At 56.4% G+C, this 15,236-nt stretch carries 19 protein-coding genes; 11 read left to right on the top strand and 8 right to left on the bottom strand.

The genetic code is table 11. From position 1 onward, the window contains the following. Positions 1 to 461 precede the first annotated feature (461 nt). Together ACPJXG_RS20120 and ACPJXG_RS20115 are read left to right on the top strand one after the other, a co-directional pair. On the top strand, positions 462 to 899 hold the full coding sequence (locus ACPJXG_RS20120) for an SOS response-associated peptidase (RefSeq protein ID WP_425252118.1): 438 nt from the start codon (positions 462 to 464) through the stop codon (positions 897 to 899). A gap of 274 nt (positions 900 to 1,173) precedes the next feature. After that, positions 1,174 to 2,025 (top strand): hypothetical protein, encoded by an 852-nt coding sequence (locus ACPJXG_RS20115; protein ID WP_425252117.1) that lies wholly within the window; start codon positions 1,174 to 1,176, stop codon positions 2,023 to 2,025. A gap of 104 nt (positions 2,026 to 2,129) precedes the next feature. Here the strand turns inward: ACPJXG_RS20115 and ACPJXG_RS20110 are convergent, their stop codons facing one another. The 3 genes from ACPJXG_RS20110 to ACPJXG_RS20100 form a co-directional block, all read right to left on the bottom strand. After that, the gene (locus tag ACPJXG_RS20110; protein ID WP_425254727.1) at positions 2,130 to 3,341 is read right to left on the bottom strand and encodes an ISL3 family transposase; all 1,212 of its coding nucleotides are present in this window, start codon (positions 3,339 to 3,341) and stop codon (positions 2,130 to 2,132) included. Positions 3,342 to 3,692: 351 nt separating this feature from the next. Continuing rightward, positions 3,693 to 4,199, bottom strand: a complete 507-nt coding sequence (locus ACPJXG_RS20105) for a GNAT family N-acetyltransferase (RefSeq protein WP_425252116.1) — start codon at positions 4,197 to 4,199, stop codon at positions 3,693 to 3,695. 33 nt (positions 4,200 to 4,232) lie between these two features. Further along, the gene (locus ACPJXG_RS20100) at positions 4,233 to 4,490 is read right to left on the bottom strand and encodes a YjhX family toxin (protein WP_425252115.1); all 258 of its coding nucleotides are present in this window, start codon (positions 4,488 to 4,490) and stop codon (positions 4,233 to 4,235) included. A gap of 589 nt (positions 4,491 to 5,079) precedes the next feature. Between ACPJXG_RS20100 and ACPJXG_RS20095 the strand changes: the two genes are divergently transcribed. From ACPJXG_RS20095 to ACPJXG_RS20085, 3 genes are all read left to right on the top strand, one after another. After that, a complete protein-coding gene (locus ACPJXG_RS20095) occupies positions 5,080 to 6,243 on the top strand; it encodes a serine hydrolase domain-containing protein (protein WP_425252114.1) in 1,164 nt (387 codons plus the stop codon). A 580-nt stretch (positions 6,244 to 6,823) separates the two neighbouring features. Beyond that, positions 6,824 to 7,081 carry a hypothetical protein gene (locus tag ACPJXG_RS20090; protein ID WP_035826142.1) on the top strand — a complete coding sequence of 86 codons (258 nt, stop codon included), beginning with the start codon at positions 6,824 to 6,826 and terminating at the stop codon, positions 7,079 to 7,081. A 167-nt stretch (positions 7,082 to 7,248) separates the two neighbouring features. Beyond that, positions 7,249 to 7,641, top strand: coding sequence for a GFA family protein (locus ACPJXG_RS20085; protein ID WP_425252113.1), 393 nt, complete (start codon positions 7,249 to 7,251; stop codon positions 7,639 to 7,641). A 111-nt stretch (positions 7,642 to 7,752) separates the two neighbouring features. On the opposite strand, the gene ACPJXG_RS20080 is transcribed toward ACPJXG_RS20085, so the two are convergent. After that, on the bottom strand, positions 7,753 to 8,118 hold the full coding sequence (locus ACPJXG_RS20080) for a hypothetical protein (RefSeq protein ID WP_225243595.1): 366 nt from the start codon (positions 8,116 to 8,118) through the stop codon (positions 7,753 to 7,755). A gap of 340 nt (positions 8,119 to 8,458) precedes the next feature. Here ACPJXG_RS20080 and ACPJXG_RS20075 point away from each other — a divergent pair, with 340 nt between their 5' ends. The 4 genes from ACPJXG_RS20075 (at position 8,459) to ACPJXG_RS20060 (ending at position 10,236) form a co-directional block, all read left to right on the top strand. Beyond that, positions 8,459 to 8,866 (top strand): GNAT family N-acetyltransferase, encoded by a 408-nt coding sequence (locus tag ACPJXG_RS20075; RefSeq protein WP_176388580.1) that lies wholly within the window; start codon positions 8,459 to 8,461, stop codon positions 8,864 to 8,866. 7 nt (positions 8,867 to 8,873) lie between these two features. Further along, complete coding sequence (locus ACPJXG_RS20070; protein ID WP_425252112.1) at positions 8,874 to 9,332, top strand: hypothetical protein; 459 nt, start codon at positions 8,874 to 8,876, stop codon at positions 9,330 to 9,332. Between the two features lie 137 nt (positions 9,333 to 9,469). Beyond that, on the top strand, positions 9,470 to 9,670 hold the full coding sequence (locus tag ACPJXG_RS20065; RefSeq protein WP_425252111.1) for a DUF3079 domain-containing protein: 201 nt from the start codon (positions 9,470 to 9,472) through the stop codon (positions 9,668 to 9,670). A gap of 71 nt (positions 9,671 to 9,741) precedes the next feature. Continuing rightward, complete coding sequence (locus ACPJXG_RS20060) at positions 9,742 to 10,236, top strand: prolyl-tRNA synthetase associated domain-containing protein (RefSeq protein WP_425252110.1); 495 nt, start codon at positions 9,742 to 9,744, stop codon at positions 10,234 to 10,236. A 9-nt stretch (positions 10,237 to 10,245) separates the two neighbouring features. Here the strand turns inward: ACPJXG_RS20060 and ACPJXG_RS20055 are convergent, their stop codons facing one another. Next, complete coding sequence (locus tag ACPJXG_RS20055) at positions 10,246 to 11,481, bottom strand: MFS transporter (protein WP_425252109.1); 1,236 nt, start codon at positions 11,479 to 11,481, stop codon at positions 10,246 to 10,248. A 156-nt stretch (positions 11,482 to 11,637) separates the two neighbouring features. Between ACPJXG_RS20055 and ACPJXG_RS20050 the strand changes: the two genes are divergently transcribed. Then, positions 11,638 to 12,255: a TetR/AcrR family transcriptional regulator gene (locus ACPJXG_RS20050; protein WP_425252108.1), complete on the top strand. Its 618-nt coding sequence runs from the start codon at positions 11,638 to 11,640 to the stop codon at positions 12,253 to 12,255. Here ACPJXG_RS20050 and ACPJXG_RS20045 read toward each other — a convergent pair. After that, positions 12,252 to 12,722: a GNAT family N-acetyltransferase gene (locus ACPJXG_RS20045; RefSeq protein WP_035826158.1), complete on the bottom strand. Its 471-nt coding sequence runs from the start codon at positions 12,720 to 12,722 to the stop codon at positions 12,252 to 12,254. The genes ACPJXG_RS20050 and ACPJXG_RS20045 overlap by 4 nt on opposite strands. 41 nt (positions 12,723 to 12,763) lie before the next feature. Further along, complete coding sequence (locus tag ACPJXG_RS20040; protein WP_152598875.1) at positions 12,764 to 13,423, bottom strand: XAC2610-related protein; 660 nt, start codon at positions 13,421 to 13,423, stop codon at positions 12,764 to 12,766. A 177-nt stretch (positions 13,424 to 13,600) separates the two neighbouring features. On the opposite strand from ACPJXG_RS20040, the gene ACPJXG_RS20035 reads away from it, so the two are divergent. Further along, the gene (locus ACPJXG_RS20035) at positions 13,601 to 14,257 is read left to right on the top strand and encodes a tetratricopeptide repeat protein (protein WP_081922739.1); all 657 of its coding nucleotides are present in this window, start codon (positions 13,601 to 13,603) and stop codon (positions 14,255 to 14,257) included. Here the strand turns inward: ACPJXG_RS20035 and ACPJXG_RS20030 are convergent. Further along, positions 14,244 to 15,221 (bottom strand): ribonuclease Z, encoded by a 978-nt coding sequence (locus tag ACPJXG_RS20030; RefSeq protein ID WP_425252107.1) that lies wholly within the window; start codon positions 15,219 to 15,221, stop codon positions 14,244 to 14,246. The two genes, ACPJXG_RS20035 and ACPJXG_RS20030, sit on opposite strands and share 14 nt — an antisense overlap. Positions 15,222 to 15,236: the final 15 nt, after the last annotated feature.

The following is a 15,236-nucleotide window of genomic DNA, read 5'->3' as shown; positions in this document are numbered from 1 at the left end:
TGGTGGGAGGAAGTTATGCGGACGCATTGCAAACTAGCCTTGTGTATAACTCACTCTTCTTCTGTTCACGCTTAGTCTCGCTGTTTTTTTGCCATGAGGTGGTACAACATGGTGTGACAAAATGGTCTTGATGTGATATCCTAAGTCATTGAAAGATAAGGGAAATGAGTTTCGTGAGTTCGAATCTCACCGCTTCCGCCAGGAAATAAAGAAACCGCCTTCGGGCGGTTTTTTATTGCCTGTCGGAAGCGAGCAGGGCGCCTTCGCGCCCTGCGTGTGAGATTCGAAGGGCTGGGCCTACCGGCCCAGCCCGCCCCGAATCCTCCAACTGCTGCCGCTGCGCGGCAGCCCCGCGCGCCGCAGGCGCGCGTTCGTGATTTCACAGCTTTTCGACTGAGCCAGCTTTCACAGCACCTACGCCTCAGTCCGTGTCTGAAATCCGGACCTGACCCTCGCTCTACGTGAAGCTGGCGCGCCAGACCTACAACGCCCGCGCCGAAACCGTGGCGCAAAAGCCATCCTTCCGCAATGCCTGGAAGCGCAAACAGTTCTGCATTATTCCTGCCGATAATTTTTTTGAACCTTGCTATGAGACTGGCAAGCCGATCCGCTGGCGCATCGAGCGCGCCGACGGAATGCCGGCCGCCATCGCCGGGATATGGGAATTCCGGCCGCAAGATTTGCTATTGTCGTTCTCGATGCTGACGATAAACGCCGATGGCCACCCGCTCATGCAGCGTTTCCACAAGCCGGATGATGAAAAGCGCATGGTGATGATCCTCCACCCGGACCAGTATCACGGCTGGCTCGATGGTTCCCTTGTGAGCGAAGAGGATTTGTTCCAGCAGTATCCAGCAGAACGCCTTGTTGCGATAGCTGATCCGCTTCCGCGCGCGTGAAAAAATGAACACGAGCTTGGGCGCTTGTGAGCGAGGAGTAGATCTGACAATCGGACAAAAGCCAAACAGCTTTGGGCTTCAAAGCAGGACCAATTTCACGACGCCAGTTTTATAAAAGCTGAGGCAGCGTCCAAATGTCAGGCCTTACCCCGGGTCCCGTACGAAAATTACGTTGTAGTTGCTTATTTGATTCCTTGGTTACTTCAGAGCTTTAATTGAACCTGAAATTGGGATAGGCTATAGGCAATGTATTTTTAACTTATTAGGTGCTGAGATGAACGATGTGGTCAAGTGTACAAGTAGAAATATTCCACTTCCTATTCAGCGAGAGGTACGTCAAAGGTGTGGTTTTGGATGCGTGATCTGTGGGATGCCACTTTATGAGTATGAGCATATGATGGAGTGGGCAGAAGTAAAACGGCATGTGGTAGATGAGATAACCTTGCTTTGTGATCAGCATCACAGGGAAAAGACTGGCGGCCTCCTTCCACGTGAGATTGTGGAGGAGGCTAACAGAAATCCATTTAATTTGCGCGAAGGTGTGAAAAAGCCCTACGATTTACACTTTCGGGGAGCTGAAGCAGAAATAGTTATTGGTGGAAATAAGTTTACTTGCAAGGATCAGGGATACGGAACCTTCATGATACCTGTAAGCGTTGATGGCGTCCCTTTAGTAGGTTTTGTACTTACTGATGGACATTTGCTTCTCAATATGGTGGTGTTTAATGAATTTAATGTTCCTGTAATGCACATTAAAAATAATCAATTATTTCAGTCAACTATTCCATGGGATATTCAGCTTGTTGGTACGTGTCTTACTATTAGAGAAGGGAAGGGGGATATATTGATTGAAATTATATTTAACCCTCCAAATAAAATAACTATAAATCGAGGTAGATTTTTAAAGAATGGTGTTGAGATTCTTGTGCGGCCAACTAATATTTTAATTATAAATAACGCGTCATTTATATCAAATTGCAGCGCTCATAACTGTTCAGGTGGTCTAATTGTCGGGCACCATGAAAATAGAATTGGTGGTTTCATGACAGTTGAAAGTGTTTCTCGCCTTAATAGGAATTTAGAGGCGGCGCTCGCGTTTGAGAAGGAATGCCTTGCAAGAAGGTAGAAATTTAGCCTTGAAAACTAGGGTCTGCTAGTCATTTCAGGGTGATGGGCCACTGGCATCATTGATCCAGCACAAATGTGCGGCAAATAGGCGAAAAAAAAGGTTCATCGCGTTTTACCGGGGAAGGCATCCTTGATTTTGAGGAAAAAATATGCAGAGTCCCGGAATCCGTAGGCCATCCGTTTGATGACTTTGATGCGGTTGTTGACGCCTTCAAGAATGGACGAATTCATCGGATAGATGGCGGAGGCGATGATGCCCCGGACGTATTTGCGTAAGCGCTTGGCGAATTTAATCACGGGGGCGATCTCGCTCTCGAGGGCGAGGCGCATCCAGCGTTTCCATCGACGCGCACCCTCGCGAACGGATGGCGCGAACCAGATTTCTTTGAGTTCGGTTTTGAGCAAATAGACCGTCGACAGAGGGGCGTTGGCCGCGAGCAGTTCGTCAAGTTTGATAGCACGGTCGTCTTCAAGGTTGTCGCGATTGCGCAGCAGGAGCCAACGGCTACGCTTGATGACCTGGCGCGCTTTGGAATCGTCGCGCAGCGCGTTTGCCTGGTCGACACGCACCCGGTCGACGACTTCACGGCCAAAGCGCGCAACGACATGGAAAAGATCGTAGACGACTTCGGCGTTGGGGCATTGCGCCCGCACTTCGAGATCCATCGCCGTGTTCATATCCATCGCCACAGCCTCGATTCGGGCGCAGCCTTCTGCGCCCAACGCCTCGAAAAACGGACGGATGGCGACCCGGCTATTGCCTTCGCCAACCCAGAGCACACGCATGCGCTGGGCATCGAGAACGACCGTGGCATAACGATGGCCTTTGTGCAAAGCGAATTCATCCATGACGAGGCGCCGCACGTCGCCAGCGGCGAACTGGCCGTGCAGGTGTGCTAAGCGCTGTAGGTCAATGGCCTTGATGGTGTGCCAGTGCAGGCCTGTCAGCTGGGACACGTGCTTGATCGGGATAAGCTGTGCCAGCGCCTCCACCCAGACCCGGACGCGGTGAGTCACCCGCGAGCGCCGGTCCAGCCAGGAGATATGCTCCGTCATCCGGGCATCGCAGTGATGGCAGTCCAGGCGCCGGATTGGCACCTTCAACCAAACCCGTCGATCCAAAATATCCCGATCCCGGATGCGCCGCCAGCGCTGCTCATGAACTAGAGCACAAGGCTGCCGGCAGCTACCGCAAAGCGCGTCGGTAGTGGGGCAGGCGTTGAGAACGATCAGCAGCGATTCGTCGTCCTGTTCGACGACGGAATCGACAATATGCCCTTCCCAAAATGGAAGAGACGACATAGCATTGAGCATGGCGGCGAGAGTGGTAAGGTAATTGGTTTGTTTGGCGACAATCAATTTACCAATTCAAAACCCTTGCCGCCACCCCCTCCCAGCAAAAAACGTCAAGCCCGTCTTTCCCCATCAACCGCGATGAACCAAAAAAAAGGCTGTCATTTTGTTGTCATTCCCAGGCTAAAATAGCCCAAAAACAACCCAAATAATGACAGCCTTCTTCTTGCTAACTACTTGATTCTAAAGAATTCAGTGGTGGAGACGGCGGGAATCGAAACCGCGTAACATTCCTGCCGATGCAGGAATGCCAAAGTGACGCAAAAATGCAGTTTTTTTGACGCCGGCTCCAGCTTGGGCACTTGCTTATGCTCACTCTGTGGCGTCGAATGCCTCATGGAATTTGACGTCACCACAGGGTACTTTGTTGCCAAACGAAATTGCCTGAAAATACTCTTGGGGAACTCCTGGCAGAATAAGGCCTGGATGCGCCTTGAACCCAAAACGTCCATAGTAAGCTGGATTGCCGAGCACGACGCACCCGGCCGCCCCTAAGCGTTGAATTTCTTCCAGGGCTGCCTTCATCATCTGCGAGCCGATTCCTTGTCCTTGGCGTTCAGGAGAAACTGAAATAGGCCCAAGACCGTACCATTCAGTATCCCCCGAAGAAATTGCAACTGGTGAGACCGCGACATGGCCTACGACTGACTCTCCATCTATCGCCACTAGCGAGACCGTTAATTGACCGGAATCCCGCAAAGAATTGACGATAAATTGCTCAGTATGGCTTGAGTGCTCTTCGTGTTGAAAAGCAGCTTCTGTCAGCAGCGTAATGGCATTGATGTGCTCCGCGCGCTCTTTGTTGATCTTGATTGTCATTTTGATTTTTCCTTGGTGTAGATAACTAAAAAGTTAGCGGTTGTCGAGCTGTGCGCGTACGGATCGCAATCCGGTCGCATTGATTTGATATGGTTGGCCATCTTTGGACTTGATCAATCGCTTGGACTTGAGCTTTGTGAAAGTGGCTACTGTGCAATCTGACAGTACATGGCCGTCGCGGGTGTAGCATTCGACAGATGTGATGCGGCCTGAAGTATCGCGGATATGAGCGATACGACCACCTTTTGCGAGAACGTGAAGAGTCCGTTGTTCCGGCTTGGAAATGTTCATGTTAGAAATCCTAACTCAGTAATCTGAATGTGCAGAATCAGCAGGCACCAGTAGGTGCACGCCAAGTGTTTTTTGCGCATTGACAACCAAAGCTTCTTGCTAAAGAAGAATTTTGGTTATCGGATTACTGCAATCTCCAACATACAAGCCTTATGAAATCTGGAAAGAAGAGTTGCCTAAATTTAGGGCGAAGAAATTCTATATCGGTATGTTTTTTTTGTCAAGTGTTAAGTGGTCTGGGCTACGATGTGCAATGATTTCGCGGATTTTGCCAGGAATTTACATCGATTTCCATGCGTAGGTATTTTGGTAGGTATGGTGTTGTGCATCATGGCTAGAAGGCGCATGTAGCCTATTTATTTGTATTACACCGCTTCCGCCAGGCAATAAAAAACCGTCCAACTATTTGGGTTCATTTCACTCCAGTGGTTTTTATTTCGCTCACCACTAAACGACGCTTTTCTCCCGCTGGTCCGCCGAAAGCGCAGTTCGTCGCAAGCTGTTAGTTCTTTGTCGCCATCTCCTTTATCTTCCTTGTTGAGCTGGCGCGAACGGTCGCGCTGCCGAGCCTTTCAACGGGGATGTCCACATGCTGAAACTTCACACGCGTCGCCTCGCCTCACCGCTGCTGCTGACACTGCTTTTACTGCTGCAAGCTCCTGCCAGCCAGGCTGACTCCGTCTCCACCGTCTCCACCGCCACCGCTGCTCCCGCACTTGGCGAAGAAGAGGTGCTGGCCGCACGCATCAACAGCGAGATCGCGCCCCTGTTCAAAGCCAACGAGCCTGGCGCGACGATCATTGTCACGCGGGATGGCCTGACCGTGTTTCGCAAGGCCTATGGCATGGCCGATGTGGCCAAGGGCTTGCCCATGACCCCGGACACGGTGATGCGCATCGCCTCAATCACCAAACAGTTCACTGCCACCGGCATCTTGATGCTGGTCGATGAAGGCAAGCTGGCCCTGGGCGACGACATCCACAAGTTCTTTCCCGACTACCCCAGCGGAGGCCAGCGCATTACGATCGAACATCTGCTGACCCATACTTCGGGCATCGCCAACTATACGAACAAGCCGGGCTTTGAGGCGGGAATGAACACGGATCTGACCGTGAGTCAGATGATAGACAGCTTCAAGAACGATACGCTCCAGTTCGAACCGGGTACCCGCTATGCGTACAGCAATTCAGGTTACTTTTTGCTGGGTGCGATTATCGAAAAGGTGTCCGGCGTATCGTATGCAAAATTCGTCGAACAGCGCATCTTCGTGCCGCTCGGTATGGTCAACAGCGCTTACGATGGCCATGAACGTGGCAGCGCGATGCGCGCCCAGGGCTATACGCGCAGCAGTGGCGGCGCTGGCTTCGAACCAGGCAAGGCGGTCAGCATGACGTTGCCGTATGCGGCCGGCGCACTCGTGTCCACAGTGGACGACCTGGCGCGCTGGGATGCCGCCGTCAGCGCAGGCAAACTGCTTCAGCCTTCCACTCAGCAGAAAGCGTTTACCGCCTATGTCCTGGCCGACGGCAAAAGTGTCCCCTATGGCTACGGATGGAGCGTGCGCGAGATGCGCGGTATGCCAATGCAGTCACATGGCGGCGGCATTCCCGGCTTTTCTACTTACGCTTTGCGTCTGCCTGAGAAACAATTGTATGTGGCGGTGCTGAGCAATGCCGACAGGGGCCTTCCGGGGGCCGAGATGATCGCGTTGAAGGCGGCGACTATCGCAGTTGGCCATGTTTTTTCGGACTAGATGGCGCCTCTGCCCGAAGCCGGGGTATTTGATGAGTACGCAAAGCCTTTTTTGGACCGATGCCTTTGTGTAGGTAGGTTAGTAGGTACGGCTTTTGTTGGGGGCGAAGGCACCGCATAAACCTGGTCCGCCCCGTCTACTCGACCTTGCGCTGCGAAGGCAGACGGTCACCCGGAGTCAAGGATGCGTCCGCCACCGCCGCCTGCAACGCATACGCAATCTGCCAAAAACCTGGCCTTTTGTTCCCGGCCAAGCGCGGCAAACAGATGGCAAAATTCTCATCTTGCATGGTTTTTAACTAGGACATTTTGTCCCAATGTATGGATATTGTTTTCAAGTAGTATGCATCAGAGCGTGCAGCAACACCGTCCTTGTATGGCAGTCGCTGACGTTTTCGCCTCTCTCATCTGCATATGGAAAATCACTGCGCCCGATGCCATTGTTATTTCATCGGTAGCTATAATGACAGAGTCAAACAGGGTGCCTGGGAGATGGTTGGAACAGCAGCTGCTGATGCAGCGTTTTGAGGTGGTGCTCCTCATGATAGATAGTGTCAAGTAATAGACTGGAAATACTCAAAATGACGGATTTGGATTGGACCCCTATAGTCTTCGTGACGTTCAAGGCTCTCGTGCTCGGCACGGGCATGTTCTTCGCCATCAAGTGGCATTACGATCAAGGGAAGAAGGACAAGGATAAGGCGAAGCAGAATCGCGCGGTGCTGCGCGCAAGCGGCAAGGTGGTCACAGTCTTCGTGCTATTGCTCGTGGGCCTGGGGATCGCCACCTTCTTCCTTATCAGGATGGGCGGTCTGGAGTTGGACTTGACCCTCCCTTGATGGCAAAGAATAGTCGGCCGAGATACATTGATGCGGCAGCAATTCCCCGATGCGGCTCGTGGGGGAACTGCCCCTCGCTTCGGTGCTGAAAAATTCCTCCCGATGTGTCTTGTTTGTGCAGAAGTACTGTGTAAAAATACAGTATCAACGTTCAAAAAGGACACCTCATGATCAAAGGCAGTTGCTGCTGTGGCTCAGTAAAGTTTGAATTGGCCTCACCCCCAGGCATGATGGGCATGTGTCACTGTTCGCGTTGCCGGAAGGCCGGAGCGAGTGCCCTGGCCTTCGTGGATAAAAATGCATTTACCTTGCTGGAGGGGCGGGAATTTATTCAACGATATGAGCCAGAGGCTCCTTTTAAATACGCTAGAACTTTTTGCAAAAAATGCGGGACTTCTTTGGGGGAGATTGGCTCAGAGAGCGATTCATTTCCAATATCGCTTAACTGCCTGGATGATGACCCTGAGGTAAGAATACAATTTCATGTGCATGTTGGCTCCAAGCTTGCATGGTATGAAATTTGTGATAATGCCAAACAGTTTCAAGAAAGTCCGACATAATAAAAAAACCAGTCATTTGACTGGTTTTTTATCGCATTCATGACACTCCGAAGAATTCCGATGATCGGTTGCTGTCAGGATGGCTCCTCCAGCCATACCCTCGCGAGCTGATCATTTATGCGCCACCGGCCCCTTGGCGATCGGCACAAACACTTTCCATTTATCTTGTATCGTGGGTTTGACGGTCTTGGCACAACTCACAGCAACATTCGGTCCGGACAGGCCATGGCTTTTCGGAACCCATTGCACACGCAACGCTACCGCGCATTTCGTCACCAGAATCTTCCGGTTCGGCTCCAGGACTTGCCAGCTTGTGCCATTTTTTGCATTTTCAGCTGCCATGAACTGTACTGCGGCATCCCTGATCTCAAACAAGCCATGGATGTCACCGCGTGTCCGGTCTTCGTCAAGCGTGCCAGCGAGTGCTGATGAGGCACCAGCAACAAGAAAAAGGGCGGCAACAAAGGAGGTGTACATGCGTTTATTCAATCGTAACGGTGCCGACATATTTACAATCCTTGCCAAGTCTGTTTGAGATCAGATAGAGATATGGAAGGTTCCACATTTCCAATCTGTGCATTGTCACACAAGCTAGCGCAGCTTGTTCGTTTGCTGGCAGGATTCCTGTTTGATTGCGAGGTGGCGTATGAAGGCCAGCGTTTTCTGATGCTCCGGCCATTTGACTGAGCGTCAGATGCATGGCGGGGACGGGAACAGCCTTTTTCCGTCGCAACTGGCATACTATTCAATGCATATGCCGATATGAGCAATGTTTGCAGAAACAAGCTGCGCCCAATTACCTGCCACCTTTGAACCCATGAAAAACATCAGCGTAGAATATCGTCACAACTTCCCCCTCGATCCGCTCGATGTCGTGCGTGTCTTCGATCAATCCGGAATCAAGCGTCCTACCGACAATCTCCCGAGAATCGCACGCATGTTCGCCGCGCCTTGCCTTTTGCTGTCGGCCTGGGTGGATAATGAGCTTGTGGGTCTGGCCCGGTCACTGACGGACTATGCCTACTGCTGCTATCTGTCGGATCTGGCCGTCAACAAGCAGTACCAGGGCCTGGGTATCGGCAAGGAACTTGTCAAGCGCACCCAGGCCATCATCGGCGACGAAGTCTCCTTGATACTGCTGTCCGCCCCGGATGCCATGTCTTACTATCCGACGCTCGGTTTTGAGCCTGCAGGCAATGCCTACGTCATCCGGCGCAAATATTGAGCGCCCTATGAAACCCGTCTACACCCTTGCCGAGGCTTTGGCAAAAGACCCCAGCCGCGTCGCCAAAACCCAGTCCCTCACCCTCGACAGTTCCAGACCCCACATGGGCCTGAAAGGCAGTCACGGCCTGTTCGCTTCCGAAGCCTGGTGGGAAAGCATCGAGGCCAGGCGCCTCCAGACGCAAATCGTGACGGGCAGCATCGAACGAACGTATTTCGCGGGCCAGGACAGCCGCCGTGGCGATCAGGTCAACAGCTTCACCTTGCGCCTGGCGGATGGCTCGACAGTCGACGAAAGCATCTACACGAATGACAAGCAGGACACCAGGCTGTTCGTGCCTGGCGCCATGGTGACGATGGTCTACGTGCTCGATGAGCTGAAGGCACAGCCGGCTGTCGACGGCGATGTCAATTACGCGAGAACCGTGCTGGAAGTGGCCATATCCGTCACGAAAGATCCGGATTAGGAGGCGGCGCCATGCCGACGCTCCATTTTCTGCACAAGCTTGACATTGGACAAGTTCCCAGCCGAAATTCGTTTGACCGCCCCCCACGCCAGGTCTAGAGTCTACAAGGAACCCTCAAACGACCACGATCGCCTCCCATGGCCAAGCCCTTTCCCTTGAACCCCAAGAATCCCGAACGCATCTGCTGGGGCTGCGACAAGTATTGTCCGCCGGACGCCATGCGCTGCGGCAATGGTTCCGAACGCACGCAGCATCCGATCGAGCTGTTTGGCGAAGGCTGGAATGAATGGGGACTGGCGGCGGCCGACAAGGCCGACCAGGACGAGAACAAGTCTTGACGACAAGCGCACCACGCGGCGCACCGCTACAATCGCCTCATCGCCCATTCATCGGAGCTGAGGAAATACCCATGCAAGAGATCCTGTCCCGCTGGCTGGCAAGCAGCGCCGGCGATTGCCCATTCGTCGAGCACCCGGCCGTGCACACGATCGATGAAGCACTGATCCACGTGCCGGCCATGCCTGGCCAGATGGTCAAGAATCTGTTCGTGCGCGATGAAAAGGGCCGCCGGCATTTCCTCGTCATCGTGCCCTTCGACAAGCGCATCAACCTGGCGGCGCTGGGGCGGCTTTTGCCAGCCAGTAAGCTGAGCATGGCCTCGCCCGAACGCTTGCTGCAGCACCTGGGCATCATGCCTGGTTCCGTCAGCCTGTTTGCGCTGATCCAAGACAACGCGCAGTCGGTGGAACTGGTGCTCGACCAGACCGTGTGGGAAGCGGATGCTGTGCAAGCCCATCCGCTACGCAACACGGCGACGGTGGCGCTGTCGCATGCCATTCTGGTCAATTTCCTCGCGCATACGGGCCACGTGCCCCGCATTCTGAACGTCCCGGCGGCTGATTAAACGCCTTGTTTAATGCCCGGCCACGGGCGCGCCGCCGCTGCGTCGTCCCGGCCGGAAACCGTACGCGCGGGCCGACCAGGCGACGAGAAAGGCCAGCATGAGCAAAGCCACCATGGCCCACGGGAAGGCGCCCGCGCCCCAGGTTTCCAGCAGGGCGCCGCCCACCACGCCCGCAGCCGCAATCGCTCCATTCCACGCCACCACATTCATCGACAAGGCCACGTCGGCGCCGCTGCCGGCCGTGTCCGCCAGCGCCGTTTGCAGCAGGGTGGCCGCGCCACCGAAGCTCAGGCCCCAGACGGCCATGCCCAGGTAGATCACAGAGGGGAGGTGCGATGCGAGGCCCAGCACGAGGGCCGTCGCGGCGAACACGGCCAGGCTGGCCAGCACGGTGGCGCGCAAGTGGCGCTCGACCAGCCGGCCCGTGATCCAGATGCCGGCCATGGCGGCGGCGCCGAAGACGAGCAGCACCAGGTCGATTCGCTGCGTCAATCCTGCCGGCGCCACGAACGGGGCGATGTAGGTGTAGAGAATGTTGTGCGCCAGCATCCAGGCGATGACAACGGCCAGCACGGGGCGCACGCCCGGCGTCGTGAAGACGCGGCGCAGGGGCAGGCGTTCATGCACGGACTGGCCAGGGTAGTCGGGCACCTTCGCCAGCACCCAGGCGATCAGGATCAATGTCAGGGCGGAAATGATCCAGAACGCGGCGCGCCAGCCGACCAGGGAGCCGAGCAAGGTGCCCAGCGGTACGCCCAGGGACAGGGCGACGGGCGCGCCGACCATGGCCAGCGCCAGGGCGCGGCCTTGCTGATGGGGCGCCACCATGCGCCGCGCGTAGCCGGCCAGCAAGCTCCACGCCAGTCCGGCCGCCATGCCGGCAAAGAAGCGGGCCGCCAGGGTCAGCCAGTAGTGGGACGACAGGGCCGTGACGGTATTGAACACGAGAAAGCCAATGATGGTCAGCAGCAGCACGTTGCGGCGGCGCCAGCCGCGCGTGGCGATGGTGAGCGGAATGGCTGCCAGCAGGGAGCCAAGCGCGTAGGCCGTGACCATTTGCCCGGCCAGCGCGGCGCTGACGCCGAGGCCCGCGCTGATTTGCGGCAACAAGCCGGCGGGCAAGGTTTCAGTCACGATGCAGATAAAACCCGTCATGGCCAGGGCCAGCAGGCCGGCGACGGGGAGGCGATCGGCCAGCGCAGGGCTGGTTCCGGTGGTGAGCGTAGCGTGATTCACGGCAAACATCCTTGTCAAGTAATCGGGCGCAGGAATCCCCCGACCGTTATAACGGTATATATGTATCGATCGGTATAAATATAGGCGATGGCGTGCCGCGTTGTCAACGACTTCTGTATCGAGTAGTATGGAAGTGGCGTTTGAACAGATGAGAAGGAGCGATGGATGGCGCAAATGGGACGGCCGCGCACGTTCGACCGGCAGGCAGCGGTCGAGCAGGCCATGTTTTTATTCTGGCAGCAGGGGTATGAATCGACGTCCTTGAGTCAGCTCAAGGCGAGCCTAGGCGGCGGCATTTCCGCGCCCAGCTTTTATGCGGCGTTCGGCTCGAAGGAAGCGCTGTTCCGTGAGGCGGCGCAATGCTATCTGGACACGTTTGCCCGCGTGACGGAATGCCTGTGGGACGATGGCCTGGCGCCGCGCGCGGCCATCGAGCTGGCCTTGCGCCAGTCGGCCAGCATGCAGTCCGAGCCGGGCCACCCGCCCGGCTGCATGGTGGCGCTTGGCTGCATGAGCGCGCCGACGGCCGAGCATGCGGCCGTGGCTGCACCGCTGACGGCTTCGCGCGCCCGCACGCGCACCGGCTTCGTGCGCTGCGTGGAGCGGGGCATGGCCAGCGGCGAATTGCCTGCTGACACAAATGCGGTCGCGCTGGCGTCCGTCTTCGACAGCTTTTTATCGGGCGTGTCGATTCAGGCCCGCGATGGCGTTGGCTACGCCGTGTTTGACGCTGCCATCACGCAGTTGATGCGCGTGTGGGATGCACACCGCTTGACCGCCTAGGCCGTAAAGCGAAACTCCAGCACATCGTCGCCATATTTGTCCGTCTCGCCCGTCGCCGTCCAGCCCAGGTAACGGTAAAAGCCGTAGGAGCGCGAGGCGGGATCGCTGGAACAGCCGAGGAACAGCCGCTGGTGACCCTGCGCGCGCAGTTCCGTCATCACCAGTTCCAGCAAGGTCTTGCCGATACCGAGGCCCTCGAATTCCGGCAGCAGGGCCAGGACGATGATTTCGCCCGTGTCGCGCTCGCCAAAGCAGTAGCCGACCAGCTGGCCATCGTGATGGCAGACCTGGCCAGGCAAGCTGCCCGAGCGCATCATTTCCGCCCAGGTGACGGCCGTGATGCCCACTTCCGCCAGACGTTCTTTTGGGATGGCGTTTTGCCGTGTCTTGCCGCGCAATGTGATGAACGCGGGCGTATCTTCCGCCTTGGCGGCATGGAAAGTAATCGATGCTGGATGTGTCGTCATGTGTTTTATTTATTCAATGGTGTCGGATGGCAGGATAAATATCATTCCCAGGGTTTGCGCATGGTTTGCGCATGGCGCTGCCAGTCATATGCTTTTACGTTGTCAATGGCCTGCTGGCCGGGATTGCCGCTGTCGATGATTTCATCCTTGACGATGATCAAGGCGTCTTTTTCATTCAAGCGATATTCCCGATAGCGCTCGCAATCCTGTTCGCGCCGGGCGGTGGCGATTAATTTGTCAGCCCGCCACGCATAGCTGTCTTCATAAAAGCATTGCGCTGCGCAGCCGCAATTGGGGATGCCGCCTTCGATTTTTTGATCGCTTATGCTGATATCCAGATTCGGAATCGCTGACAAGGGTTGATTGAAACGGTATTGCTTCGCCGGCGCATCCCATAGCCACACATCGGAACAGCGGATGCGCCCCTGGCTATCCGTGTAACCGGTTACCCACAGGTCGGCATGGCCGTCGAAATTCATGTCGACCAGCAGCGCGTGCAAATTGCCCGTGCCGCTGGTGCTGCAACTGCCATGGATCCACTGCCTGCCGACTTTCAGCTGGTACGTTTGTTTTTCATCGTGATTCGCATAACGGATATCGGCCGCTTGCCGCACTTTTCCTGTGGCGGCTTTGTCCAGGTGCAAGGTGCCGCAATAAGCCGAGGTGGAAATCAGGGATAAAAGCAGAGCAATCAGTTTCATGGCGATATTCTTGGGCGGGTACTGGGAGCCAATGTGGAGCACAATGCCCCGATTGCATCAGGCGGAGAATGATGATAACGCATGATTTGGGCAATGCGCCACACCGTTTCCTATCGTGCATTCTGCGCGGAACAGTGCTGTGTACAATGCCCAAAAATCCCCGAATAAGGAATTCTGATGACATCCTCTCCTGAATCGTTGAATGAAGCGGGCATCCTTGCGTATAACGATCATAATTACGCCGAGGCGTTCAGGCAATTCGACGCGGCCGCGCGCACCGGCGATCCGGCCGGCCAGCATTTATTGGCCAGCCTGTATTACCAGGGCCATGGCGTGACGCAAGACTTGCCGAAAGCGGTGGAATTGTTCACGGCCGCCGCGCAGGCGGGCTTTCCGCCATCGCTGGCCAATCTGGCCCTGATGTATGCGAGCGGCGATGGCGTCGCGCAAGATACGGCGCAAGCGCTTGTGTATGGCCGCCAGGCGGCCGAGGCGGGCGATGGCCAGTCGCAATTCAACCTGGCGCAGGCGTACCGCAAGGGCGATGGCGTGCCGCAAGACTTTGCCGAGGCGGCGTTCTGGTACAAGCAGGCGGCCGAGGCCGGTTCCCTGTCGGCGCAGAATGAATACGGCTTGCTGTACGCGCAAGGGCAGGGCGTGGAGCTCGATTACGTGCAGGCGTATGCGTGGATCGCCATGCCGGCCGAGGCGGGCAGCGCGCAATCGGTCAAGAACCGCGATCAGTTGCTGGAAATCCTCACGCCGTCACAGCAGCAGGCGGCGCGCGCGCTGGCCGCTGAATATGCTGCGCAGTACGGCGTCAATCCCCACTAGATTTCTTTGCCGGCAGCTTGCTCAGCACACCTGCCGCATCGAGTTCATAGCTGTCGAAATCGCGCGCGAGGAATAGTTCGCCCGAGTAATGCAGCCGGGCTTCCGCTTCCAGCTCGGCCATGCCTTCCGCATGGTGATAGCGGGCGCTGAAGTGGGTGAGGATCAGGTTTGGCAAGCGCACCGCTTCGGCGAACTGCGCCACGCGCTGCACGGAGCTGTGCGTGGGGCCGGGCCCCACTTTCTGCAGCATCGCTTCCGTGTAGGTGGCTTCATGCACGAGCAATTGCGCGCCGGCACAGGCGTCCGCCAGCAACGACGGCGTGTCGTTGTCGCCGCCGATCACCACCGTGGCGCGCTGCGTGTCCGTCTGGCGGAAAGCGCTGGCCGCTAGTACCGTGCCATCGTCCAGGATCGCATCCTGGCCCGCTTGCAATTGTCCCCAGGCGGGGCCGGGCGGCACGCCGGCCGCCAGCAAGGCCGGTTTGTCCAGCTTCCATCGGCTCGTTTCCAGCGCGAAACGATAACCCACGCTCGGCGCGCGGTGCGACAGCGCATGGCGTGAGATGGTCAAGCCCGCTTCCTCATGCACGACTGGCGCGCTGTCCACGTCGATGTGGATCAGCGGATACGTCAGGAACAGTTCCGTGTGCAATAGCGTCGCCTCGATCCAGGCCTTGATGGCGGCCGGGGCGATCAGCAGCAAGGGCTTCTTGCGCCCCGTCATGGAGGCGCTGGCCAGCAGGCCCGGCAACCCATAGCTGTGGTCGCCATGCACATGGGTGATGCAGATGCCCACCAGGTCGTGCACGGACAGGGGGATGCGCTGCAGCCGGTGCTGCGTCGCTTCGCCGCAATCGATCATCCACCAGTCGCGGTTGTGCGTGGTTTGCAGGGCCAGCGACGTGACGTTGCGGTGGCGCGTGGGCACGCCGGAAGACGTGCCGAGAAAAGTCAGTTTGAACATGGGCGCATTATGCTG

It is taken from the genome of Janthinobacterium sp. NFX145 (assembly GCF_049810325.1).
GTDB lineage: Bacteria > Pseudomonadota > Gammaproteobacteria > Burkholderiales > Burkholderiaceae_D > Janthinobacterium > Janthinobacterium rivuli.
The sequence above is the reverse complement of the archived record's forward strand: the minus strand, read 5'-3'. Positions and strand labels throughout refer to the sequence as shown.

Coding starts and splice junctions, on each gene's coding strand:
- ACPJXG_RS20115 (WP_425252117.1), top strand. CDS start 1,174: ATGAACGATGTGGTCAAGTGTACAAGTAGAAATATTCCACTTCCTATT.
- ACPJXG_RS20110 (WP_425254727.1), bottom strand. CDS start 3,341: ATGCTCAATGCTATGTCGTCTCTTCCATTTTGGGAAGGGCATATTGTC.
- ACPJXG_RS20105 (WP_425252116.1), bottom strand. CDS start 4,199: ATGACAATCAAGATCAACAAAGAGCGCGCGGAGCACATCAATGCCATT.
- ACPJXG_RS20100 (WP_425252115.1), bottom strand. CDS start 4,490: ATGAACATTTCCAAGCCGGAACAACGGACTCTTCACGTTCTCGCAAAA.
- ACPJXG_RS20095 (WP_425252114.1), top strand. CDS start 5,080: ATGCTGAAACTTCACACGCGTCGCCTCGCCTCACCGCTGCTGCTGACA.
- ACPJXG_RS20090 (WP_035826142.1), top strand. CDS start 6,824: ATGACGGATTTGGATTGGACCCCTATAGTCTTCGTGACGTTCAAGGCT.
- ACPJXG_RS20085 (WP_425252113.1), top strand. CDS start 7,249: ATGATCAAAGGCAGTTGCTGCTGTGGCTCAGTAAAGTTTGAATTGGCC.
- ACPJXG_RS20080 (WP_225243595.1), bottom strand. CDS start 8,118: ATGTACACCTCCTTTGTTGCCGCCCTTTTTCTTGTTGCTGGTGCCTCA.
- ACPJXG_RS20075 (WP_176388580.1), top strand. CDS start 8,459: ATGAAAAACATCAGCGTAGAATATCGTCACAACTTCCCCCTCGATCCG.
- ACPJXG_RS20070 (WP_425252112.1), top strand. CDS start 8,874: ATGAAACCCGTCTACACCCTTGCCGAGGCTTTGGCAAAAGACCCCAGC.
- ACPJXG_RS20065 (WP_425252111.1), top strand. CDS start 9,470: ATGGCCAAGCCCTTTCCCTTGAACCCCAAGAATCCCGAACGCATCTGC.
- ACPJXG_RS20060 (WP_425252110.1), top strand. CDS start 9,742: ATGCAAGAGATCCTGTCCCGCTGGCTGGCAAGCAGCGCCGGCGATTGC.
- ACPJXG_RS20055 (WP_425252109.1), bottom strand. CDS start 11,481: ATGTTTGCCGTGAATCACGCTACGCTCACCACCGGAACCAGCCCTGCG.
- ACPJXG_RS20050 (WP_425252108.1), top strand. CDS start 11,638: ATGGCGCAAATGGGACGGCCGCGCACGTTCGACCGGCAGGCAGCGGTC.
- ACPJXG_RS20045 (WP_035826158.1), bottom strand. CDS start 12,722: ATGACGACACATCCAGCATCGATTACTTTCCATGCCGCCAAGGCGGAA.
- ACPJXG_RS20040 (WP_152598875.1), bottom strand. CDS start 13,423: ATGAAACTGATTGCTCTGCTTTTATCCCTGATTTCCACCTCGGCTTAT.
- ACPJXG_RS20035 (WP_081922739.1), top strand. CDS start 13,601: ATGACATCCTCTCCTGAATCGTTGAATGAAGCGGGCATCCTTGCGTAT.
- ACPJXG_RS20030 (WP_425252107.1), bottom strand. CDS start 15,221: ATGTTCAAACTGACTTTTCTCGGCACGTCTTCCGGCGTGCCCACGCGC.